26 protein-coding genes and 2 pseudogenes are annotated in these 22,614 nt (G+C 39.9%); 25 read left to right on the top strand and 3 right to left on the bottom strand.

Annotation, left to right across the window (positions count from 1 at the left end; genetic code table 11):
* The 6 genes and pseudogenes from AAHB12_RS25350 to AAHB12_RS25325 form a co-directional block, all read left to right on the top strand.
* Positions 1 to 187, top strand: a pseudogene (locus AAHB12_RS25350) (carbohydrate ABC transporter permease); the annotation flags it as partial.
* A gap of 227 nt (positions 188 to 414) precedes the next feature.
* Complete coding sequence (locus AAHB12_RS25345; protein WP_342047907.1) at positions 415 to 3,336, top strand: family 78 glycoside hydrolase catalytic domain; 2,922 nt, start codon at positions 415 to 417, stop codon at positions 3,334 to 3,336.
* A gap of 155 nt (positions 3,337 to 3,491) precedes the next feature.
* Positions 3,492 to 3,791, top strand: coding sequence for a Dabb family protein (locus AAHB12_RS25340; protein ID WP_342047905.1), 300 nt, complete (start codon positions 3,492 to 3,494; stop codon positions 3,789 to 3,791).
* A gap of 443 nt (positions 3,792 to 4,234) precedes the next feature.
* The gene (locus AAHB12_RS25335; RefSeq protein WP_342047903.1) at positions 4,235 to 4,720 is read left to right on the top strand and encodes a hypothetical protein; all 486 of its coding nucleotides are present in this window, start codon (positions 4,235 to 4,237) and stop codon (positions 4,718 to 4,720) included.
* Positions 4,721 to 4,755: 35 nt separating this feature from the next.
* On the top strand, positions 4,756 to 5,013 hold the full coding sequence (locus AAHB12_RS25330; RefSeq protein ID WP_342047901.1) for an HPr family phosphocarrier protein: 258 nt from the start codon (positions 4,756 to 4,758) through the stop codon (positions 5,011 to 5,013).
* Positions 5,014 to 5,246: 233 nt separating this feature from the next.
* Positions 5,247 to 5,366, top strand: a pseudogene (locus tag AAHB12_RS25325) (SDR family oxidoreductase); the annotation flags it as partial.
* 145 nt (positions 5,367 to 5,511) lie between these two features.
* On the opposite strand, the gene AAHB12_RS25320 reads toward AAHB12_RS25325, so the two are convergent.
* The 3 genes from AAHB12_RS25320 to AAHB12_RS25310 all read right to left on the bottom strand — a co-directional run bounded on the left by AAHB12_RS25320 (position 5,512) and on the right by AAHB12_RS25310 (position 6,690).
* Positions 5,512 to 6,162, bottom strand: coding sequence for a PspA/IM30 family protein (locus AAHB12_RS25320; RefSeq protein ID WP_342047899.1), 651 nt, complete (start codon positions 6,160 to 6,162; stop codon positions 5,512 to 5,514).
* Position 6,163: 1 nt separating this feature from the next.
* Positions 6,164 to 6,376, bottom strand: a complete 213-nt coding sequence (locus AAHB12_RS25315; RefSeq protein ID WP_342047897.1) for a hypothetical protein — start codon at positions 6,374 to 6,376, stop codon at positions 6,164 to 6,166.
* Positions 6,377 to 6,441: 65 nt separating this feature from the next.
* Positions 6,442 to 6,690: a hypothetical protein gene (locus AAHB12_RS25310; RefSeq protein WP_342047895.1), complete on the bottom strand. Its 249-nt coding sequence runs from the start codon at positions 6,688 to 6,690 to the stop codon at positions 6,442 to 6,444.
* Between the two features lie 422 nt (positions 6,691 to 7,112).
* On the opposite strand from AAHB12_RS25310, the gene AAHB12_RS25305 reads away from it, so the two are divergent.
* The 19 genes from AAHB12_RS25305 to AAHB12_RS25215 all read left to right on the top strand — a co-directional run bounded on the left by AAHB12_RS25305 (position 7,113) and on the right by AAHB12_RS25215 (position 22,555).
* Positions 7,113 to 7,766 carry a histidine phosphatase family protein gene (locus tag AAHB12_RS25305; RefSeq protein ID WP_342047893.1) on the top strand — a complete coding sequence of 218 codons (654 nt, stop codon included), beginning with the start codon at positions 7,113 to 7,115 and terminating at the stop codon, positions 7,764 to 7,766.
* A 187-nt stretch (positions 7,767 to 7,953) separates the two neighbouring features.
* A complete protein-coding gene (locus AAHB12_RS25300; protein ID WP_342047892.1) occupies positions 7,954 to 8,088 on the top strand; it encodes a hypothetical protein in 135 nt (44 codons plus the stop codon).
* Between the two features lie 287 nt (positions 8,089 to 8,375).
* Positions 8,376 to 8,798, top strand: coding sequence for a GlcG/HbpS family heme-binding protein (locus tag AAHB12_RS25295; protein ID WP_342047890.1), 423 nt, complete (start codon positions 8,376 to 8,378; stop codon positions 8,796 to 8,798).
* Positions 8,799 to 9,305: 507 nt separating this feature from the next.
* Positions 9,306 to 9,980 carry a GntR family transcriptional regulator gene (locus AAHB12_RS25290; RefSeq protein ID WP_342047889.1) on the top strand — a complete coding sequence of 225 codons (675 nt, stop codon included), beginning with the start codon at positions 9,306 to 9,308 and terminating at the stop codon, positions 9,978 to 9,980.
* A gap of 34 nt (positions 9,981 to 10,014) precedes the next feature.
* Positions 10,015 to 11,163, top strand: coding sequence for an LLM class flavin-dependent oxidoreductase (locus AAHB12_RS25285; RefSeq protein ID WP_342047888.1), 1,149 nt, complete (start codon positions 10,015 to 10,017; stop codon positions 11,161 to 11,163).
* Positions 11,164 to 11,177: 14 nt separating this feature from the next.
* Complete coding sequence (locus tag AAHB12_RS25280; protein WP_342047886.1) at positions 11,178 to 11,759, top strand: amino acid synthesis family protein; 582 nt, start codon at positions 11,178 to 11,180, stop codon at positions 11,757 to 11,759.
* Entirely contained in the window at positions 11,759 to 12,571 is an 813-nt protein-coding gene (locus tag AAHB12_RS25275) for an alpha/beta fold hydrolase (RefSeq protein WP_342047915.1), read from the top strand. The genes AAHB12_RS25280 and AAHB12_RS25275 overlap by 1 nt, the downstream gene beginning before the upstream one ends.
* Positions 12,568 to 14,052 carry an aldehyde dehydrogenase gene (locus AAHB12_RS25270; protein WP_129730121.1) on the top strand — a complete coding sequence of 495 codons (1,485 nt, stop codon included), beginning with the start codon at positions 12,568 to 12,570 and terminating at the stop codon, positions 14,050 to 14,052. Before AAHB12_RS25275 ends, AAHB12_RS25270 begins: the two co-directional genes overlap by 4 nt.
* Before the next feature lie 14 nt (positions 14,053 to 14,066).
* Positions 14,067 to 14,600, top strand: coding sequence for an NADPH-dependent FMN reductase (locus AAHB12_RS25265; protein ID WP_129730123.1), 534 nt, complete (start codon positions 14,067 to 14,069; stop codon positions 14,598 to 14,600).
* Between the two features lie 26 nt (positions 14,601 to 14,626).
* Positions 14,627 to 15,646 (top strand): 3,4-dihydroxy-2-butanone-4-phosphate synthase, encoded by a 1,020-nt coding sequence (locus tag AAHB12_RS25260; RefSeq protein ID WP_342047883.1) that lies wholly within the window; start codon positions 14,627 to 14,629, stop codon positions 15,644 to 15,646.
* Positions 15,643 to 15,933, top strand: a complete 291-nt coding sequence (locus tag AAHB12_RS25255) for a hypothetical protein (protein ID WP_342047880.1) — start codon at positions 15,643 to 15,645, stop codon at positions 15,931 to 15,933. The genes AAHB12_RS25260 and AAHB12_RS25255 overlap by 4 nt, the downstream gene beginning before the upstream one ends.
* Before the next feature lie 59 nt (positions 15,934 to 15,992).
* Positions 15,993 to 17,414, top strand: a complete 1,422-nt coding sequence (locus AAHB12_RS25250) for an aldehyde dehydrogenase family protein (protein WP_342047879.1) — start codon at positions 15,993 to 15,995, stop codon at positions 17,412 to 17,414.
* A 26-nt stretch (positions 17,415 to 17,440) separates the two neighbouring features.
* Positions 17,441 to 17,704 carry a YciI family protein gene (locus AAHB12_RS25245; protein ID WP_129730131.1) on the top strand — a complete coding sequence of 88 codons (264 nt, stop codon included), beginning with the start codon at positions 17,441 to 17,443 and terminating at the stop codon, positions 17,702 to 17,704.
* Between the two features lie 640 nt (positions 17,705 to 18,344).
* Positions 18,345 to 19,721 (top strand): purine-cytosine permease family protein, encoded by a 1,377-nt coding sequence (locus AAHB12_RS25240; RefSeq protein WP_342047876.1) that lies wholly within the window; start codon positions 18,345 to 18,347, stop codon positions 19,719 to 19,721.
* A 363-nt stretch (positions 19,722 to 20,084) separates the two neighbouring features.
* The gene (gene pcaC / locus AAHB12_RS25235; RefSeq protein ID WP_342047874.1) at positions 20,085 to 20,471 is read left to right on the top strand and encodes a 4-carboxymuconolactone decarboxylase; all 387 of its coding nucleotides are present in this window, start codon (positions 20,085 to 20,087) and stop codon (positions 20,469 to 20,471) included.
* A gap of 3 nt (positions 20,472 to 20,474) precedes the next feature.
* Complete coding sequence (locus tag AAHB12_RS25230; protein ID WP_342047873.1) at positions 20,475 to 20,669, top strand: hypothetical protein; 195 nt, start codon at positions 20,475 to 20,477, stop codon at positions 20,667 to 20,669.
* 286 nt (positions 20,670 to 20,955) lie between these two features.
* Positions 20,956 to 21,108 carry a hypothetical protein gene (locus tag AAHB12_RS25225; protein ID WP_342047872.1) on the top strand — a complete coding sequence of 51 codons (153 nt, stop codon included), beginning with the start codon at positions 20,956 to 20,958 and terminating at the stop codon, positions 21,106 to 21,108.
* On the top strand, positions 21,109 to 21,390 hold the full coding sequence (locus AAHB12_RS25220; protein ID WP_342047870.1) for a hypothetical protein: 282 nt from the start codon (positions 21,109 to 21,111) through the stop codon (positions 21,388 to 21,390).
* A 325-nt stretch (positions 21,391 to 21,715) separates the two neighbouring features.
* A complete protein-coding gene (locus AAHB12_RS25215) occupies positions 21,716 to 22,555 on the top strand; it encodes a helix-turn-helix domain-containing protein (protein WP_129730151.1) in 840 nt (279 codons plus the stop codon).
* Positions 22,556 to 22,614: the final 59 nt, after the last annotated feature.

The raw sequence follows: 22,614 nt of genomic DNA, 5'->3' as shown, positions 1-22,614 counted from the left end.
GTATTTCTATCCGGGTGCCAAAAATGCAACCATTCAGCTTACGTTGTATAACTTCTCAAGCATGTACAATACGCAGTGGAACCTGTTGTTTACAAATATCGTGTTAATCTCGCTTCCGCCACTCATCCTATTTATTTTCTTTAACAAGAAAATCGTGGCAGGTATGACAGCGGGATCTGTGAAGTAAAAGGATAAGCATGGAGAGTTTTCATAACCTATAGATCTCTCTATCCTCCTTTTAGTTAAAAGACGCAGCAATATTAACTGAAATAACTGATGAAGAGATTTCCTACTTACCTCGTCAGATAAATATTTCTTACATTCAGATTAGGAACGGCAAATGCAGCCGATACAACGAACGCCTTCCTGGATACCTATTTATCATTCTAAGTAAAGAAAAGGGGAGAAACACAGATGACTAATTTACAAGTAATTGATGTAACATGTGAGTATAGAAAAAACCCGCTTGGAATTGATGTGAAACAGCCGCGTATAAGCTGGCGTATTCAGTCAGATACTCGCGGCACGATGCAGATCGCTTATCGGTATCAGGTTGCTTTAACGGAAGATGGTTTTGAACAGCCGCTATGGGATACGGATTATACAAAATCTGATCAATCGATCCATATTGTATATAACGGTCCTGAGCTTGCATCAGGGACGCGCTATTATTATCGAGTAAAGGTATGGGACAACTTTGGCCGTGAGTCAGAGTGGAGCGACGTTTCCTGGTGGGAAACTGCATTGTTTGAGGAGAGCGAGTGGAAGGCAGAGTGGATTACGCCGAATCCGGCAGAATTAGATCCACTCACAAAGCCTATCTTTTTGCTGCGGAAGCAGTTTGAACTGAAGGAGAATATTGCTTCTGCTCGTGTTTATGCGACAGGTGTTGGTCTCTATGAATTGTACGTAAACGGAGAGCGTGTGGGAGATGAATTGCTTGCGCCAGGCTGGACGAGCTATAGTAAGCGGATTCAATACCAAACATATGACGTAACCGCCCAGCTTTGCGGTAATGCGAATGTGATTGGTGTTATGCTGGCAGATGGCTGGTACAAGGGAGATTTAACGTGGGAAGATAAGCGTCATCTTTACGGAGATAAGCGTGCTGTATTGCTGCAAATGCATGTTCGTTACACAGACGGTACAGAAGAAGTTGTTGTAACAGACACGACATGGAAGGCAGCTACAGGACCTATTTTATATTCCGAGTTGTATCACGGGGAAACATATGATGCTAGACTTGAGAAAGACGGCTGGAGCAACGCGGATTTCAATGATGCAGATTGGCAAAGTACAGTTATTTCGCAGTTATCGATTGGCAAATTAGTAGCACAAGAGAATAGTCCAACTCGTGTAACGGAAACAATCCATCCAGTTTCTGTGTTTGTGACACCTGCCGGGGATACTGTGCTTGATATGGGCCAAAACATGGTTGGCCGTATTCGAATGACAGTAAATGCACCAGAAGGAACGAAGATTGTACTGCGTCATGCCGAGGTGCTTGATAAGGAAGGCAATATTTATTTTGGAAATCTTCGAAGTGCCAAGCAAACTGTTGAATACATTACGAAGGGTGAAGGTGTAGAAACGTACGCACCGCATTTCACATTCCAAGGCTTCCGCTATGTAAAGGTCGAGGGATATCCAGGTCAAGAGGACGGATTGTCGCTTGAGCATTTTGTCGGTGAAGTCATCCACTCAGACATGGAGCCAATCGGTGAATTTGAGTGCTCTGATCCAATGGTGAATCAATTGCAGCGTAATATCGTTTGGGGACAAAGAGGGAACTTTGTGGATGTACCGACGGATTGTCCGCAGCGTGACGAGCGTCTTGGCTGGACAGGCGACGCGCAGGTCTTTATCCGTACAGCACTCTTTAACTACCAAGGCGGACAGTTTTTTACAAAATGGCTCCGTGATCTAGAAGCAGATCAGCTTCCAAATGGAGGGGTTCCTTTTGTTGTTCCAAATGTAATCAACGGTGATTCCTCTGCAGCATGGGGCGATGCAGCTGTAATTTGCCCATGGACTGTGTACTTATGCTATGGGGATACGCGATTGCTGGAAGAACAATACGGCAGCATGAAGGCATGGGTCGAGTATATTCGTGCGCAAGGGGATAATGAATATGCTTGGAACACTGGCTTCCACTTTGGTGACTGGCTTGGCCTTGATTCAAAAGAGGACAGCTACTTCGGTGCTACACCAAATGAGCTAGTTGCGACTGCCTACTATGCATATTCCACACAGCTTCTTCGCGATGCAGCACGTGTGCTAGGTAAAACTGAGGATGCTGCGATATACGGAGAACTTCTTGAGAAGATTAAGCAATATTTTGCAGATGAGTTTTTAACACCATTAGGCCGTTTGGCTGTTTCGACGCAGACGGCACATGTACTTGCGCTTATGTTTGACCTTGTTGATGGAAAGAGAAGAGAGCGCGTTGCTCATGACTTAAATGAACTTGTTCTAGAAAATGACTATCACTTAACGACTGGCTTTGTTGGTACACCATATTTATGCTTTGCGTTATCTAATAATGGTTATCATGAAACGGCAGTGAAGCTGCTGCTGCAAGATACGTATCCATCTTGGCAATATTCTGTCACAAAAGGGGCAACGACAATTTGGGAGCATTGGGATGGAATTAAGCCGGATGGCTCATTCTGGAGTGATGATATGAACTCATACAATCACTACGCGTACGGAGCGATCGGGGATTGGATGTACCGCGTGATCGCCGGATTAGATATGGATGAGACAGTGCCAGCTTATAAGAGAATCCGCATTCAGCCAAGAATTGGAGGCAGAGAATTGACACACGTACGTGCTGCCCATGATTCTATGTATGGAAAAATTACTTCTGCTTGGAATATCACACATGAGGAAGTAACGGTTGAGGTTGAAATTCCTGCGAATACAACGGCAGAAATTCTACTGCCAAATGCAGATTTACAGGATGTGAAAGAAGGCGGTACAGCATTAACTGCGCTAGAAGGTATAGCTAGTCTACAGGAAACAGAAGCGGGCGTAAGCTTTGTCATCGGTTCGGGATCTTATCGCTTTGTATATCCAAACAAGCGAGGACTCAACCCAGTCTTTTCTCATGATACAAAAGTGATTGACTTGCTTGCAGTAGAAAAGACAGCAACGGTATTAGAGGCGCATTTCCCAGGCATCTCTAATCCTCATGGCGTTCTTGCTTCTTTAAGAACACAGTCGCTTCAAAAGCTAATCGAACATCCGATGTCACATTCTACAGAGGATAAGCTGGATGCAGTGCTGAAAGAGCTAAATGCTCTTGAGTGGGAATTAGAAACTGTAGAGAAATAAAAAATATCTGCTAGGAAAAGTCAGCCTATGCTGGCTTTTTCTATTCTAATAGCAGAAAAGCAATTGAGGCTATGAATCGCAAAAGTGGCAAATTTGTTTGTAAGGCTACCGGAAGCTTTGCGGGGCAGATTTAATCAAGGAAAAGAGGAAGTAACATGTACGAACATATTGTTGTGTTTAAATTTAATGAAAACATCACCGCTGAAAAAGAACAGGATCTTCTTAATCAGCTTAAAGCATTTAAAGGGAGAATCTCTGGAATTGTAGAACTTACAGCAGGGATTAATACGACGGGAGAACTTGAGGCAAAACAAGGATATACTTTGGGATTACGTATTACCTTTGAGGATAAGCAAGCACTTGATCATTATTTGCCGCATCCAATTCACCAGGAGTTTATCTCTTCATTAAATGGCGTTATAGATAATGTTATTGTAATGGATTATGAGATTTAAGACTTCGGCCCTGATGAAGAACTTGAGTTAAGCAAAGCAAGACTGCAAACAGATTTTGCAGTCTTTTCATTCTCCGCTTCGTGTTGTGACGCTTGCTGCAAATTCTGCAGATAATAAGAGCCAGATATATTGCTGAAAGAGCTAAATATAACAGTGCATTTCACAACAGGCCGAATGCTTACAGCGTTCGGCTTATTGTATGTACATTAAAAACTTCTAGAATAAGGTGATAAGCCCTTATGTATCCTTCTTGGCAAATCAGGACAATAAAAAGACGATTTAAGTTATTCTTTTTGCTGCTTGTTTCCCTTATTCTACAACTATAAGGAAACGTTTTCGGAATAAAGAATGGTACTCTACAACTAGCTAAGCATTGTTTATCATAACTGAAAATGGAGATGTTTGGTAATGGGAAGAAGCTTATCAAGGGAAGGAAAAGGGCTATGAAGAAGCTATTAGACGCAAAGGTAATTCATACTGCATACGGCTTGGAAGTATATTTAGATTCAGTAAAAAGTATTGAAATAAAAGAAGTTCATATTCCAACTATAGATAGTCCATTTTATGAGGCCAAGTTTGGGGTTAAATATTTTCTTTTAAGAAAAGAAAATAATTGTAATAGTCAAAGAAATTATTTCTATATTCGCATGAATCCGGATTTCAGTTCAATTGTATTAAAAGAGACTGAAACAGAAAGTTTATTTGCGGTTAAAAATGATGATGAGAGAAAAGCAACAAAGAAGCTTCTAGGAGAATGGTTTGTTAAAACCAATAATTATAAAGAGTGTATCAATGAATTCATAACAGAAGTAGAAAAAGAAGATACCTCACATACAGCGGAAACTATAAAGTTTTTAGAAAAATTACTTGAAGTAACAACCGAGGATATTGAACAGGCTTCTGTAGAAAAACCAGCTGCTTGTAAGTGATCTTAAATAACCTTTGTGGGAGAGGCGGATTGCTAGTGATAGAGGAAAAGATTGTAGTGTGTCTTCCAAACGGTCTTCAGGCTCGAATAGCTACAGAATTTGTGCATAAGGCAGCGGCTTTTAGCAGTGAGATAAAGGTAGTTAAAAATGAAAGGCCAGTAGACTGTAAAAGTATTATGGGAGTTATGGCCTTAGCGATTAGAGAGGGAGAAACAGTTACAATTATTGCAAATGGAAGGGATGAACAAGCGGCCATTGTGGCTCTAGGAGATTTCCTTTCCGGTAAGAAATGATGATTTTAAAGGAAAGAAAGACTCAAAAGGGGATAGAAGGTTCCTTACTGAGTCTTTCTTTTTTGTGCTTTAAGAAAGGATAAATTTCTAGTTGGATGCTAATTCGACGTAGCGAGAAATTTTAGCAATAAAGTATAAGAGCAACTACGACTCTGCCTTCGCCTGATGGCTCACCAATCTGTCAGTTTTCTTAACAAAATATTTGTTTCTCAAAGAGATCTATTATAATAATGTTGAAAAGTCTTGGTAAAGCAGAAGAAATGGCAAAAGCAGTATTATTCATGGCTTCTGATGATTCTTCATTCATGACTGGCAGTAGTTTAATCGTTGATGGTGGGTATACGGCGCAATAATGAAGTTAGAAATTTATACGTTCCTATAGTGCAAAAAAATCCCTCCTTATTTAGGAGGGATATTACTGTTCTATATTCAATAAAAGGGGGGAAGGTATGCTTGAAAAAAATTCTATCCTCTTTAGACAGCTTGTCTGCCTATCATTTAAGCTTTCGCTGCTTTTAATTGTTCTAATTGCAGCTCTACCTCAGGCTGCAAAAGGGTGTTTATGCTAGGCTGCCTGTGAGCGGCAAAAGTCTGGCTGGCTTTTGCTTCTGCCTCTAAAGCCAGGATGCGATCCTCCATTCGGGCAAAGCCGCGCATTGCATTGTCTGCGCTAAAGGAATGGATTGCTGTTTGGATGGCCTTTACAGCCTTTGCTGTATTCGCCCTTGTAATGAGCTCCTGCTGCTTCAGCTTCAGTTCTTCATACTTGTCCTTCAGCTCTTTTACTTTTTCAGACAGGTTCGCAGTTTGTGCTTGGATGGTCTCCTGCTGCTGCTTGTACGATGCAAGCTTCTGCTCCTGCACAATTTTCTCCTGCAATGCTAATTTAGCAATTTCGTCCTGATTTCGGTCCACAGCTAGATTTGCCTGTCTGACACGCTTTTCAATAATTGTCTGCGTTTCTTCCACAAGCATTTCATACTTTTTCTCCAAAAACAGCTGATCAGAGAATGCCTTCTGAGCTCTTGCAAGCTGTTCCTCCATTTCGCGCAGATATTGTCCCACCATGCTAATTGGATCTTCTGCCTTATCAAGTACATCATGAAGATCAGCAAGTACAATTTGTTTCATACGTTTAAAAATACCCATCTTATTTCTCCTCCTTATGGATCTTATGTTCCCATTCATCTAAATAATCAAGTTTTTGTGAATCTAAGCTAGCGAATCCTGCGCCTGTTGTTTGTACAGAGCTTGCAGAAGAAGCATTGTCATTGCGACTGATTTTATACGTAAAGTAAGCTACGACAAGAATCACTGGCAGAATCAGTACCTTTGGCAATATGAGAGCAGCTCCCAAAGCCATTAGTGCGATTCCAATCCATTTGCGGATACGATTGCTGGCTGCCAGCTTCCAGGTAACCCAACCAGCTACGAAAGCCCTGCCTCCAGAAGGATATTCATTCCCAAAAAGCCATGCATATGTCCATGTCCACGGAATCCTTCGCCCCCGCGGAATTGCCCGCCTTGGGAGAAGCCGTTGCCTTGGAATGGCTGCATACTTTGCGAATGAAAACCAGTTCCTCCAAAGACATTAAAATGTTGAAATGCGAGGGGCGTAATCACAAATACCACTGCTGTAATAAACGCCCACATGAGCCATTTTCCTTTTTTCATCATTATCACTTCCTTTTCGATAAGCTACCTTGTCTACACTTTGTATAATAGGAGAGAAAAAAGAAAGTATAGTGAAATTGTAAAAATCAAATTAAATTTATAATCATTTTTTTCTAAGCTGGGTGCAGCTCTAAATTATCCACAACAACGATAAAGATGGACTTTATACCTTCAGCATAACTGTCTTAAAAGAAACGTGGCGTTACATTTTTGTCACGAATGACTTTCGTTGTTACATGAAACTAAATATTCTCCGCTTATATACTGGTTCCCTAAACTGAATTACTATATTTTTATAGTTTTTCATACGCGAGAAAGAGACGGCTAGGCTTATAAGAATACAAATGCCTGCTGCTTAACGAGAGAAAGGCACTGTTCGGTTAGTTGCTAAAGTATACAAAATAATTAAGGTGGAGGATGATAACATGGATTATACAATGAACTTATATGTAGTTAGACATGGTGAAACGTACTTAAATCGATATAACAAGATGCAAGGGTGGGCTGATAGTCCATTAACTGAAGAAGGGAAAGTTATTGCAATCGAAGCCGGGAAAAGATTGGCGAATGTTCAGTTTGACCGTGTGTATACCAGTGATTCAGGAAGAACAGTTGAAACAGCTGAATTAATCCTCCAACAAAATAATCACAGCAGTAGCCTAGCAATCAATAAAAGAAAAGCATTTCGAGAAGTCTTTTTTGGCAGCTTTGAGGGAGAACATTCTGAGGTCACTTGGAATAAGGTAGCCCAAGACAATGGCTATCATACGTTTAATGAAATGTTTCGAAACCATAGCATAGAAGGAATAATGAATTTCATGAAGGAATCAGATCCACTTCATCATGCCGAAAATCATCGTGAACTCTGGGAACGGCTTGAAAAAGGGTTAGATGAAATCGTATCTGAAAGTCAAAGCAATAGTGAAAACATATTACTTGTGACTCATGGCGTTATCATAAGAAACATCATTAGTAAATTTTCTGATGAGTATAATAATGAATTGGAAATTAAAAATTCTAGCGTATCGATATTAGAATATTCAAGTGATATGTTCAAGGTTATTTCTTTTAATCAGTAGAGACTAGGTGTATGTTCCGAGATGTTTGTTTTGGTTAAATAAGCCTTATCTAACATAAAGCTGCTTTATGTATGCAGAGGAGTTATCAAAGAAGAGCTGATAGTGACATGTGCTTTTATAAGTATCTAAAAAAAGTCTTTATTTAAAAAAAGCTGGAGGGACAAACTAGTTTTGAAAGGAGGAAATTATGGAAAAGCATAAAAAAGTACCGGTACATTTAAGTTATGAATCAGATGGAAAAATAGGCAAAAAAAACAATAAGATAAAGGCTAACAGAAAAGATCAGGCTGAATTTTTTAATACTACACAAAACAGTGAATAAAAATAAGAACCTGCTTACAATTCAATGTAAGCAGGTTTTTATTTTGAAAATTTGCTGGAATTAAGATTTATGGGTTATATGAACTGAAATTTTGTTAGGAATTCTAACATATTATGGTAAGTTTGGTCAGGTTAGTTTCGTTTTTTACAATAAAACAGGCTAAGGAAACGATTATTCTTAAGAGGCAGAAGCGGTAAGAAAAAACTAAAAAATTAGTAATGCTTAATTTTTAATTGAGGATTAAGAACTTTTTGTAATAGAGAAATTTATAAAAAAGGGGAGTAAACATGGAAAAAATAACATTGGATGTGGCAAAGAAATTAATTGAGGGAGCAGAAAACGAAGCAAAGCAGTTAGGAGTAGCGATGGTTATTAGTATTGTGGATGAAGGCGGAAATCTCATTGCAACACACCGCATGGATGATGCATGGCTTGCAAGTATTGAGATTGCGGTAAATAAGGCATGGACATCCGTTGCTTTAAAAATGCCAACAGAGAATTTGGCATCAGCTACTGTACCACAGGCAGAGCTTTATGGATTAAACACAACAAATAATGGGAGACTAGTGGTGTTCGGGGGAGGAATTCCGCTTGTTAAAGCTGGAAAAGTGATTGGTGCTGTTGGTGTAAGCGGTAGTACGGTTCCTCACGATATCCAAGTGGCACAAGCAGCTGCTGAAGTATTTGAGGGGCTAAAAAGTTTAGTTTAATCTTTTATAAATAATCGGCTTGAAAGTTAACCAAGTGAATATTTCTTCTAGTTCTAAATAAAGAAATAATAGCATGTAATGATTCTTGAGTATTGTCTAGTGCCATATAATCATAAGGTCATCTATAAGTGAATAATGGTACTTATAGATGATTTTTTAACACTATCAGAAAGTATAAATTTCTAGCTAGGAGACAATTTATGAGTGGGAGATTTAGCTTACGTGTAAAAAATATAGTAGAAAATCTTACGAGAGAGTAGAACGATCTAAAGTATTTCTGTTAAAAATTAGATATACTCATTGAAGCATTTACTAGAATAAGTTACTTACACATCCTTAATAGACATAAATTTTTAGGAATTAAGCTATCCAGTATTTTTATTTTTCAGAAATTATTGACAAATGGTTACGCTTTCAATTATATTTTATTTACAAACAACTTGCATGGTACATGGTACATGGTTGGTACAAGTTGTGATAGTAGAAATGGGAATGAGGTGATTGTCATTGAATCTTTCGGTTGCAACAGAGAGTATTCATACGCAAGTGACTAATATTTTGCGTAAAGCTATTGTTTCAGGAGAACTAGATATGGGCCAAAAAATTTCTGAAACGACACTTGCTCAACAGCTAAATGTAAGTCGAACTCCAGTCCGCGAAGCATTGAAGCAATTAGAGCGAGAAGGATTGGTTGAAATTGTTCCTAGGGTAGGAACCTGCGTTAGGAAGCCGACTGAAAAAGAAATTATCGAGCTATTCACGCTAAAGGAAGTGCTCGAAGGACTTGCTGCCAGTCAATTGGCCCAAAGAGGAGATGTGCCAGAGCTTCATGAACTGATCCGAGCGATGGAACATATGGAGAATTCGGTAAAAGAGGGAAATCTAGACGGCTATGTGGAAGCCAATGACTGTTTTCATGAGGCGATTTTAAAAGGATCTGGAAATAGTAAACTACAGTTCCATTACAATCTATTAATTAATCAGCTGCCTTATAGACGATTTGTATATTTAACTCTTGAACAACCTGATCGTCTAGGGAAATCAGTGGAAGAACATCGGAGAATTGTAGAGGCAATAAAAGCGCAAGACAGCCAGCTGTCTGAACAACTCATGAGAGAGCACGTGAGAAAAAGCGGTGGGAAGCTTACAGAAATCATCAAAGATAAGTTATTAAAAAAATAAGACTATCACTATTAAAGAGGGGCAGGGAGATCAAATGAAATTTGGTATGTTTGCAAACTTGGCTGGACCAGGAAGACATGAGGAATTTTCTAAGGCTCTTGAAGAAGCTAGAGAACAAGCTGTTTATTGTGATGAAGCAGGCTTTGATTCGATTTGGTATACCGAGCACCACTTTGGTCATGAAGGGTATGAATTGATTCCCAATCCAGTTTTAATGGGAGCAGATATCGCAGCTAGAACAAAGCAGATCCGTATCGGTCAAGCGGCTAATATCATTACTTTTTGGCATCCACTTCGCTTAGCGGAAGATATAGCATTATTGGACCAATTAAGCGGTGGACGTGTTGAAGTAGGGATTGGACGAGGGCTTTACGGAAGGGAAGCAATGAACCTTAATCAACTGGCTGACCCGCGAGACCAAGAACAAAACCGAGCGTTATTTGAAGAAACTTATGAAATTTTACTAAAAGCCTGGTCTGAGCGTTTCTTTTCTCATAAGGGACAATTTTATAACTTCCCTGCACCCGGACTAAAATGGAACCACCCATTAAGCCCACAAACTGACGACTACATGGATATGGAAACAGGTGAAATTGCCAAAATGTCAATTATGCCTACAACCTATCAACGACCGCATCCTCCTATCTGGCAAGTAATTGACACACCTAGATCTATTAAATGGGCAGCAGAGCATCAAGTTAACGGGATTTTCTGGATGCCGACAGTAAAAGAATTAAAGAAACGTTTTGAGTTGTATCGTGAAACTCTCTCCGGGGCAAAAGGAGCACCTGCAGAGTTAGGTGAAGGGCTTGCTCTTGTTAGAGATTGTTATGTAGCAGAGACAATGGAAGAAGCAAGACGAGATGCTGAGGAGGCAGTATTACACACATATCGTTGGATTTGCCATTGGCGTGGCCTAGGCAACATGATGGACCCTGGCGAGGAATTAAAACATGGTACTGAACTTAGTTATGATTTCTTGCATTCTCGCAATCTCCTGTTTGGAACACCAGATTATGTGGCAGAAAAAATTCAAGAATTAAAAGAAGAGCTGAATTTAAAGGAATTATTACTTTGGACAAATCATGGCAGCTTATCGCACGAAAAAATTATGCGCAGTACGAAATTATTCGCGGAAGAAGTTATGCCTAAATTTAAAAATAAGCTTTCATTACATGTATAAGGAGGAACTAATTTATGTTAGAAGTTCGCAAAGTGTATACAGTAGTTGAGGAAACAAAAATGGAGGGTGGAAAAGAGGTAACACCGCCAATCTTAAATATTGCTGCTCTAGCTGTAGTTCGCAATCCATGGCACGGTCGTGAATATGTAGAAGATTTAAAACCAAAAATTTTAGAATATGCACCTCCATTAGGAGAACTGCTTGTCAGCAAGCTGTTTGAAGTAATCGGTTCTTCTGACGAAGTGGAAGCGTTCGGTAAGGCAGCCTTAGTAGGAGTGGATGGTGAATTAGAACATGCTTCAGCCTTAATCCACACTTTTCGATTCGGTAATAAATTTCGTGATGCAGTAGAAGGGACAAGTATTTTATCCTTTACGAATAAACGTGGGGGTCCGGGAGCCTATGTTACCATTCCGATGGTTCATAAGACGGATGAGTCCAAACGTTCCCATTTCATTACCTTCGAAGTGAATATACCTGATGCACCACGTGCGGATGAAATTGTCGTAGCGATTGGTGCTTCTACAGGAGGACGTCCACACCCAAGAATCGGCGATCGCCATCAGGATATGATAGAAATGGGACTGAAGTCGTGATGAACCACCCGTTAATTGATAATCAATCCATTCATTACATAGAGAAAGGACAAGGAGCTCCTATCATATTCATTCATGGTGTCGGATTGGATCTAAACATCTGGAGCAATCAAGTCCAAGCTCTGTCTTCGGAATACCGAGTTATTTGTTACGACATGCTGGGGCACGGTAAATCTGCCTGCCCCCCTGGGCCTTATACTTTAGAACAATTTGTTAAACAACTAGATGAGCTGTTTTCATATTTAAACCTTTCGCAGGCCCATTTGGTTGGCTTCTCCATGGGTGGCCTGGTTGCTCAAGCCTACGCTATTCGCTATCCAGAGAAGGTCTGCTCTTTGACCATCATGAGCTCGGTTGCCAAACGATCCGAGGGGCAGCGTCAAGGTGTGCTTGCGCGGGTAAAGGAAGTAGAAAAGCAGGGACACAGATCGACTATTAGTGCGGCTATTCAGCGCTGGTTTAACCAGCCTTTTATGGAGCAGCATCCTGAGGTAGTTAAGCAGATCCAGCAACGGTTGGAAAACAATCAACCGAATGCTTACTTATCAGCCTACCGTGTGTTCGCTACAGCGGATGAAGAATTATATGAACAATTGGCACAGATACAGTGCCCGACTCTCATTGTTACAGGAGAACTGGATCAAGGGTCGACATCTGAGATGGCCGAACTGATGGCTAAACAAATTCCTCACTCAGAGGTAGTTATCTTTCCAGGCATCAAACACATGCTACCTATTGAAGCAGCTGAGTCGCTGAATCAACTCCTACTATCCCAATTAGAAAAGTACAGTAAAAAGGAGATGACAAAATGACGGAGCTAACAAAATACCAAATGTATATCAACGGTGAATGGGTCGAATCGAGCAGCGGCGAGTACTTTATGAGTTATAATCCAGCAACGGGAGAACCTTGGTGCCAGGTTGCCAAAGGAACATCAGAGGATGTAGAACGAGCGGTAAAGGCTGCACACCGTGCTTTTGAAAACTCCAAATGGACTTCTATGACCTATTCACAACGTGGAAAATTGCTAAGACGCTTAGGAGATTTAATTGCAGAACGTTTTGATCACTTAGCGACCTATGAGACGCTAGATAACGGGAAATTAATTCGTGAAATGCGAGGGCAGTTGCAATATCTCCCGGAATTTTACTACTACTATGCTGGACTGGCTGATAAGATTCATGGGGAAACGCTTCCCATCGATAAGAAAGATATGTTTGTTTTTACTTCCCGAGAGCCATTGGGCGTTGTAGCGGCCATTACACCTTGGAATTCACCGCTTTATCTTACTACGTTAAAACTAGCGCCGGCATTAGCGGCAGGCAATACAATCGTAATCAAACCTTCTGAAGTCACATCTGCATCTTTACTAGAATTAATGCCATTAATAGAAGAGGCGGGATTTCCACCGGGAGTAGTGAATGTTGTAACTGGATTTGGTGATCCTGTTGGGAATGCATTAACAAGCCACCCGCTTGTTAGACGAATTGCTTTTACCGGAGGATCGGAATCGGCTCGTCATGTAATTCATAACTCAGCTCAGCACTTCGCCAAGGTGACGTTAGAGCTTGGTGGGAAATCACCAAATATTGTGTTTGATGATGCAGATCTAGACAGCGCTGCAATGGGGATTATTGCAGGAATCTTTGGAGCTTCCGGACAAAGCTGTGTAGCCGGTTCCCGAGCGTTCCTCCATAAAAATATCTATGATCAGGTCATCGATCGGGTTATTACCCGCACATCTAGCATTGTCATTGGCGATCCGATGGTACCGGAAACAGAAATGGGCCCTCTGGCTACCGAATCGCAATTGAAGAGAATGGAGCACTACGTTCGTGCTGGAAAAGAGCAAGGCGCCAACCTCATTTATGGAGGAAAACGACCAACACATTTAAAGAAGGGCTGGTATTTTGAACCAACAATTTTTGAACATACCAATAACCAAATTCGAATCGCTCAGGAAGAAATCTTTGGCCCAGTGTTGACGGTCATTCCATTTGAAACGGAAGAAGAAGTAATTGGTTTGGCGAACAATACCAACTATGGATTGGCTGCAGGAATTTGGACAAACAATCTTGCAAGGGCCCACCAAGTCGCCAAAGCAGTACGGGCCGGTATTGTCTGGGTTAATACCTATAGGAGTATATCGCCAATTGCATCCATTGGAGGATCACACTGGAGCGGCTATGGGCGGGAAGGCGGATTTGAGTCTATTCATGAGTATACCCAAAGCAAAGTCGTTTGGATGAATACTTCATCTGAACCAATGCCTGATCCATTCGTTATGAGATAAAGGAGAGATTGAATATGAAGCTATTAGGAATTTCAGGAACTATAACAGGATCGAAAACGAAGATTGTCGTTCAAAAGGTGCTAGAGGAGGTGAAACGATATTATCCAGAAATTGAGGTAGAATTGCTGGATATGAAAGAGTACGATGTTCAGTTTTGCGACGGACGTAACCCGTCTTCCTACAATGAGGATACAAAAAAGGTCATTGATATTGTTTCTTCGGCTGACTTCTATATTATCGGAACACCGATATTCCAAGGATCTATAACTGGGGTGCTCAAGAATTTATTTGATTTAATCCAGCCGCAAGCTTTTCGTAACAAGGTAATGGGATTTGTTGCGACAGGAGGGACTTACCAGCATTATCTGGTTATTGAAAATCAATTGAAACCAATTGCAGGGTACTTTAGAGCTTTTGTCGCTCCCGGCTATGTGTACGCTCATAATGACCATTTTAATCAACAGAATGAGTTGGTTGATAGTGAGGTAGTAAACAGAGTGGAGAGCTTGGCTAAAGAAGTAGTCTATATGCAGAAGGCGTTAAAATAGAGTTCGATATGGGGAGGGGAAAGGCCATGATCGCCAGTGTGATTGAACGTGGAATAGGCAGAATGAAAGATGGGGAACTAATTATTCTTTTAGATGATATTAACACTGGAACGGGAACTTTAGTAGGGGCCGCACAGCATGTCACTCCAAATCTGGTGAATTTCATGACCAAGATTGGAAAAGGCTTAATTTCGGTATGTCTGACAGAAGAAAATGCGAAGAGACTAGATCTTTTGTTCATGGTTGATCGTTCCCTAAACCTTAAAACGAAACCATTTACAGTTTCTGTGGACCATCGAACCAATACGACAGGGATCTCTGCTTACGAAAGGGCGGATACGATTAGAGCCTTCACTTATGAGGATGTCCAACCAGAGGACTTCCGAAAACCTGGGCATATTTTCCCGCTGGCAGGTAAAGAAAATGGACTATTGCAGCGAGTGGATATTGTCGAAGCGGTGATTGATTTGACTAAAATGGCTTCATTGGCACCAGTAGGCTACATCTGCGACATCTTAAACCAGAAGGGTGGAATGGCCTCCGAATGGGAAATCAAAACGATGTCTGAAGAGTATGGATTACCTATTTTAAAAATGAGTGAGATGATGGAAGTGAGGAGAAATGACGTGCTATGCACGTTTACTGGTAAAGTCATTAGCGGAAATCAGATTGGTCGGCAAATAGGCTTTCCTACCGCTAATCTCCGTATTAATGAGGATGAGGTTCAGTTGTCAAATGGAGTATATGGTGTGAAGGTTACCTACAACGAAAGACTATTCACTGGGATTATGAATGTGGGGATTAGACCTACCATCAGTGAAGAAGCAATGGTTCATTATGAAGTACATATCTTTGACTTCGATGAAATGATTTATGATGAAGTTCTTCAAATTGAGGCTTGCTTTTTCGTAAGAGAGGAAATTTCCTTTTTCAATCTGGATCAATTGATTTTGCAAATTAAGAATGATGTTGAACTTGTTAAAAGTCGATTGCATGCTGGGGAAAAAGCAAAGGAGACAGCTCTTTTAATTGGAGGAATAGCATGAAAACAGTCTTAGAGAACAGTATTCATTTACCCGATTTAACGTTTGTTGATTTGTGTGAATCTAACTATGGGATTAATAGAGGAGTCTACAATACAATTGATGCTTGGTTTTATAAGCATGGATTAAAAGATATATTGGATCGACGTCGGAATATTTTATCGTTTCTTGAGTTTATAAAACCGAAATCAGACTTAGGAAGGAACTTTCGGCAGAAGTTTGGACCTGGCGGTTTAGCTCTAAAATTACAGGAATATTGTTCAAATCATTACCTGAAAACAGGAACCTGATAAGTAGATTCTAGATTCAGCTGGTTATAATTGACGGATGAAAGGCAGATGAAGAATTCGTGAGGAAAAAATTATTAATCAATGGTGAATGGTTGGAAACTGAAAAGTATAGTCCTTTGCTTTCTCCTTACTCTGGAGAGGTGATCGCTGAAATTCCTGTTGCCATGGAAAAGGAAACAGATGAGGCGATTGAGGCAGCCTATCGAGCTCGAGGCGAGATGGCAAAAATGCCAGCACATCAGAGGGCGAATATTTTAGAAACGTTAGCTAGATTGTTAGAGGAAAGAGCAGAGGAAGCGGCGCAAATCATTGCGCTAGAGGCCGCAAAGCCAATTACAACAGCTAAAGCGGAGGTTTCTCGTACAGTTGAAACTTATAAGTTCGCAGCAGAAGAAGCAAAGCGGATCCATGGCGAAACACTCCCATTGGATGCTGCCTATGGCGGAGAAGGAAGGGTCGCCTATACTGTTCGAGAGCCAATTGGAGTGGTGGGAGCTATTACTCCTTTCAACTTTCCTATGAATCTAGTAGCTCATAAACTAGGTCCGGCCATTGCATCCGGAAATACAATTATATTGAAGCCAGCTTCACAAACTCCTTTATCCGCCTTCTTTATCGCTGAGCTGTTGCAGGAGGCTGGTTTACCAAATGGAGCGTTGAACGTGGTTACCGGAGGCGGCAGAATAGTTGGCGACAGGATTGTGAGCGATGAAAGAGTAAACATGATAACCTTTACCGGCAGTCCGGCTGTAGGAATTGGAATCCGTAATAAAGCTGGATTGAAACGTGTGACCTTAGAGCTTGGATCGAATGCTGGGGTGATCATCGACAAGGGAGTTGACGTCGACAAGATTATTTCTCGATGTGTGACGGGAGCTTTTTCTAATCAAGGCCAAGTTTGTATTTCATTACAGCGTGTGTATGCTCACGAGGAAATCTATAATCAATTTGTTGAAAAATTTATCGAAGCAACAAACAAATTAACGCTAGGCAATCCGCTTGATCCAAAAACGGATGTATCTGCTTTGATTTCGCCGAACGATGTACAAAGAACGCTTAATTGGATTGAGGAAGCAAAACAAGGTGGAGCGAACGTTGCGACAGGTGGAAAAGCAGAAGGTAATATTCTTTACCCGACCGTCATTTTAGATGCTGATCCTTCCTTAAAAGTATCCTGTCAGGAGGTTTTCGCACCGATTGTTTTAATTAATAAGGTCAAATCGGTTGAAGAAGCTTTTGAATTAGTTAACGATTCACGCTACGGTCTGCAAGCGGGAATTTATACAGAGAATGTGCATACGGCTTTAAATGCAGCGGAGAAATTACATGTAGGCGGCGTTATGATTAATGATATTCCGACCTTCCGCGTTGATCATATGCCTTATGGCGGGGTAAAGGAAAGTGGTTTTGGACGGGAAGGACTGAAGTATGCTATTGAGGAAATGACTGAATTAAAGCTTATTGTCTGGAATCGAAATTAATCATTATTCCATGGGAGGTTTAGAAAATGCCTTATTATGCGGCCATTCTACATATGGTGGATGAGGAAAAAAATCAGAAAGTCCTCCCGTATCATATTGAATATTTAGATCGATTAGATCAGCAAGGCAAAATCTTTAGCAGAGGCCCTTTTTTAGACGGTTCAGGCGGGATGGTAGTCTATATTGCTGGCACGTTGGAAGAAGCGCGGCATATGGCAGAAAATGATCCTCATGTTGTAAATGGGGTGCGGCGTTTAGAACTGAAAGAATGGCAGGTCTGGAAACCTTAAATGGAAAGAGGGCAATTTTCTTGGGAGGATTCCATTTCTGCATACAGTTTTTAAACGTATTATCACCATTATTCTCAGGCGGTAAAACAGCCGAGAACATATCATGTCATACTTAGTAAACGAGTAGCCAAGCCTCTTGACTGGCAATTGATTTTTGTTAAAGGAGGCTTCCGATGCTACGAATGATTGCAACACAAAAAGGTATGGAATGATCTTGTTAATTCCGTAAATGTATCATGCTTCATCCTTCACTGGAGTGTATGCAATGAAACATAGTGTAAAAAATTGTTTCATTAAGGTGCAGGTTATTATTGCTTAGAGAGCAGATAACTAGATAGGAGCGGCATCATCCCTTTTGGAGTGCCAGTAGCGTTCCTCTTGCATTAAACAGACCATACTATGTGACCTTTACGGGCTCAAGGGAGTAACAATATTTATATCAATCAAATTCTGATATTTCTGAATATTTTACGTCCCTTAAATACAACGTGAATATGTATATTAGTTGAAATCATGTAGTTTGAGATGCTTTGTGAGCAAGGAAAGTCTATCGATTTGCTTAGTTAGGTTATCCTATTTAAGCTTATGTACCTATGCATAAAACACTTCGACATTATTATTCTGTGAGGGGGAGTAGCTAGTGAAAGTTGAAACGCGTAGCATCGAATATGTTCCGGCAGAAGAGAGACATGGTAAAGCTCGTGATTTATTCCCTATTTGGTTTGGGGCAAACATGCATATCACAACGCTTGTAACAGGGGCACTACCAATTAGCTTAGGGCTTAATTTATTTTGGAGTGTTGCTGCTATTATTGTCGGTACCCTACTAGGCGCCATTTTTATGGCCTCCCATTCCGCCCAGGGGCCTAAACTTGGAATTCCGCAAATGATTCAGAGTCGGGCACAATTCGGGGTAATTGGCGCAATTTTCCCATTGTTTCTTGTTATGTTTGTTTATTTGGGATTTTTTGCAAGCAGTGGTTTGCTTGCAGCGCAAACGCTAAGTAGTTTAGTACCGATTGATCAAACGTGGAGTATCTTAATTTTAAATATTCTTTGTTTTGTTGTTACTATTTTTGGACATGACCTGATTCATAAAATGCAGAAAGTATTGTCATGGTCTTCATTTTTCATTTATCTAGCGGCAACTTATATCATCTTTCAATTACCCATTTCAGCAGGAAGCTGGTCGCCGGGTAGCTTGGATTGGCCAGTTTTCTTGTTAGCGGTCAGTATAGTAGCGACATGGCAATTAGCATATGCTCCGTATGTTGCAGATTATTCTCGCTATCTTCCCATTACTACATCAACAGCTCAAACATTTTGGTATAGCTACGCAGGTACATTTATTGGAACTGTTTGGATGATGACGTTAGGAGCAACCCTAACTATTGCGGTTCCGAATTTCCTTGATCATTCAGGAGGTAATTTGGCTCATTTATTTGGGGGATTTGCCATCATCATGTACCTCATCATTATTTTTGGGCAGCTTGCCATTAACGTCTTTAATCTATACGGTGCATTTATGTCAACTATTACAACTATAGAACCATTCTGGAAGCTAAAGGTTACACCAAAAGTTCGCGTAGGAATGATCTTCGGTGTCACAGTAGCAGGGACTATATTATGTCTGTTAGGAAAAAGTGATTTTCTCACGTTTTTCTTAAACTTTATCTTTTTTATTAGTTACTTTTTGATTCCTTGGACCTCTATCAATCTTGTTGATTATTATGTGTTACGCCATGGTAACTATAATGTAAAAGATATTTTTGATGTGAACGGTCAGTATGGAAAAATAAATTGGATTACATGTATAGCGTTTGTTGTATCAATTATTGCAGAAATTCCGTTTATCAATACGTCGTTCTACGTAGGACCTGTGGCAAAAGCGTTTGAAGGGGCAGACATTGCCTGGTTAGTTGGGATAGTTGTCCCTGCTGCTTTATACTACTTCCCAATGAAACGGAAGTTAAGCAAAGCTGAATATATGAACGAAAAGCAAGAGACGGTTATATAAAAAAGGTAAAAGAGCACTAATGAGGAAAACTCTATTTAATTTGAGCGTATTGACACTATTCCTTCAATGGATATGTAATCAGCATAAAAAAGGATTTATTCAATGATTTGATGAAATCGTTGTTAAAGAGGTGCGTTTGTATGGTAAAGGCCATTCAGAAGGGACTATCATTAATTCTCATTTAAGCACATTTATGAACATGCCAGCAGCCAATTGCTTTTTCAAAAAGCCTTGGCTGTTGTTCATTGCTTTGTGAAAAAACAAATAGACTGTGTGGTATTTACATTATATCTTTACTCGCATATGGACAAAGGTTGATGTTTGTACCAGAACTGTAAAAACTAATGGAAGGGGTTTGGAACGATGGATCAAAAAAAATTTAATGAGGGACTTAAAGTTCGCAGAGAAGTCTTAGGTGCTGAGTATGTTGATCATTCACTTAGTAATGCGACGGATTTTAGTCGTCCTATGCAGGAATTAGTGACGGAATACTGTTGGGGTGAGATTTGGACGAGAACGGAACTCCCAAGGAAGACCCGCAGTATGATCAATCTTGCTATGATGACGGCGTTAAATCGTCCACATGAACTTAAACTGCATGTGCGTGGAGCAATCAATAATGGCGTAACTATTGAGGAAATCAGAGAAGTTCTTTTACAATGTGCGATTTATTGCGGTGTGCCCGCGGCGATCGACAGCTTTAGGGTAGCACAGGAAGTCTTAAATGAAATAGATAAAAACGGGAATTAAATTATGGAAAAGCAGGTTATTTCTTGGAGGAGTTTTATTGTGTGGGTAATCACTGTGTATTCAACAGAAAATACTACACTGTTTGAATTTGATACAGAAGAAGAAGCGAGAAATGCTTTTAAGGAAATGATAGGAAATAAAATTCTTTCCGAAATTGTTTACTTTAATGATCCTTGTGTCACAAAAGTTACTGTTTAAGGTCTATAGACCAAAAAAACTGAGATTGTAACGCAAGCATCAGTTTATCACTAGCAAAATACTATCAGGATGTTCAGGATTTAGCAGTTATTTGTAGTCAATTTGTTGTTTTGTACTAGGATTCCTTTGTGGAAGGTTACATTAATCTGTTTTGTTAACTCAGTAACACCAAAGTCCCAATAGGGTAAATTTTATTGGGACTTTGGTGTTTTCATGAGGTTTGTACATCGTGAGGATATATAGCCAGTTATCATACCTTACTTTCAGACACATGGAGGATTAAACAATGAAACAGTTCATAAATATGCGTTATCCAGTCGAATTATTAAAACGTATTGATGATTTTAAGGAAAAGAACGATTTTACAACTCGTACACAAGCTATTATTTATCTTATTCAATTCTCACTTAAGAAATTGGAAAAATCGGGTGCAAAATAGTTGTTGAGAAGCTCTCAAACGCCGAAAGAAGTAAACTCTGCTGGAAATAATGGATTGTTTTATGGTAATCCTGAGCAGCTTCTTCACCAGCTTACGGGTGTAGCTGCTGCCGTAGCCTTAGCTGTGATCGGAACATTTGTAATTTTGAAGGTGATTGGCTTATTTGTTCCGTTGCGTGTAAGTAAAGAAGAAGAATTAATTGGCTTGGATGTAAGTTTTCATGAAGAGCCCGCATATCATACAGAAAATCAATCGACTAATCGAAGTATATCAGGTCTTTAGAAAGGTAAAAAAGAGGATAACTTGGGGGGGGACTCTACCTCCAATTCTGTATTGCACCCCAATCGTTAGACAAAAAAGTCTAGTGATTGGGGTGTTTTTCGTCCTTTCATTCCCAAACTGCTACTGAGTAAATCAACTTTCACAATTTAGACACTTTTTTGTCACAAATTTCAAACTTACTTCGACATACAGATATTATGCACTTGTCATATACTTATCCATAATTAATGAATATGTTACATAAGCTGACAAGCATGGAATCTCCAATTATTAATACTTCATTAGATGTAATTTTCATCATTATGAATACAGGAGGAAATAAACTATGGCGAATCTTATAAATTTAAAAGGGGAACATTACTTTCCCTTTCAACCTGAAATTCAAAGTAGTACCGAATCTTACCAAGAGTTGAAGCCTACTGATTGTTCATTCGCTCAGGACATTGCATTGTTTTATCAATTTAAAACCAATAAGGATTTACTTACTTCGCTTTCGCTTATTCCGGATGGTTGTTTTGATATACTGTTTTGCTGCAGCCCAAAGAACCCTTCTGCTTTTCTTTGGACTAGTCCATTCCAACGACGCAAGCAACCAAATTTTCAAAATAACTGTGAGTATTTCGGGGTAAGATTTTTTCCCGAGCAAGGGAGCATAAAATTAAACTATTCAATGAGAGAACTTTTGGATAAACAGATTCCCCTGCTTGATGTGATGTCCGCACATGTCTTTTTTATAGAGGAGATAGCGGCTGGGAGGTCTTTTCAGGAGAGAATTGAGCTATTTAAAAATTTTATAAAAAGAACTGATTTTGTAGTAAGCCAGGATCAAAAGATTGTTGACTATGCTGTTCAGAAAATTTATTCAGCTAATGGTATGTTAAACATTAAAGAATTATCAGGACATATTGGATATTCAGAGCAGTATATACGTAGAAAATTTGAGGAATATATAGGATTTTCCCCTAAACAATTCTGCCAAATTGTTAGATTTCAAAACTCCTTAGAAAGATTACTTCAATCGGATAGCTCTAACTTGTTGGATATTATTTATGAAAATGGGTATTATGATCAAGCGCATTTTATTAGGGGCTTTAAAAAAATGGCCAATTTAACACCTAAGCAATATAGAGAAAACTTTGGTCAGGACTTGTGTTTCTTACATTAATCCTGAAAAAAGGGCTGATCCAAAGGCACCTTAGGTGATGATAAATTAAAGGAAGCATG

This window comes from Bacillus sp. OTU530 (genome assembly GCF_038440375.1).
The sequence above is the reverse complement of the archived record's forward strand: the minus strand, read 5'-3'. Positions and strand labels throughout refer to the sequence as shown.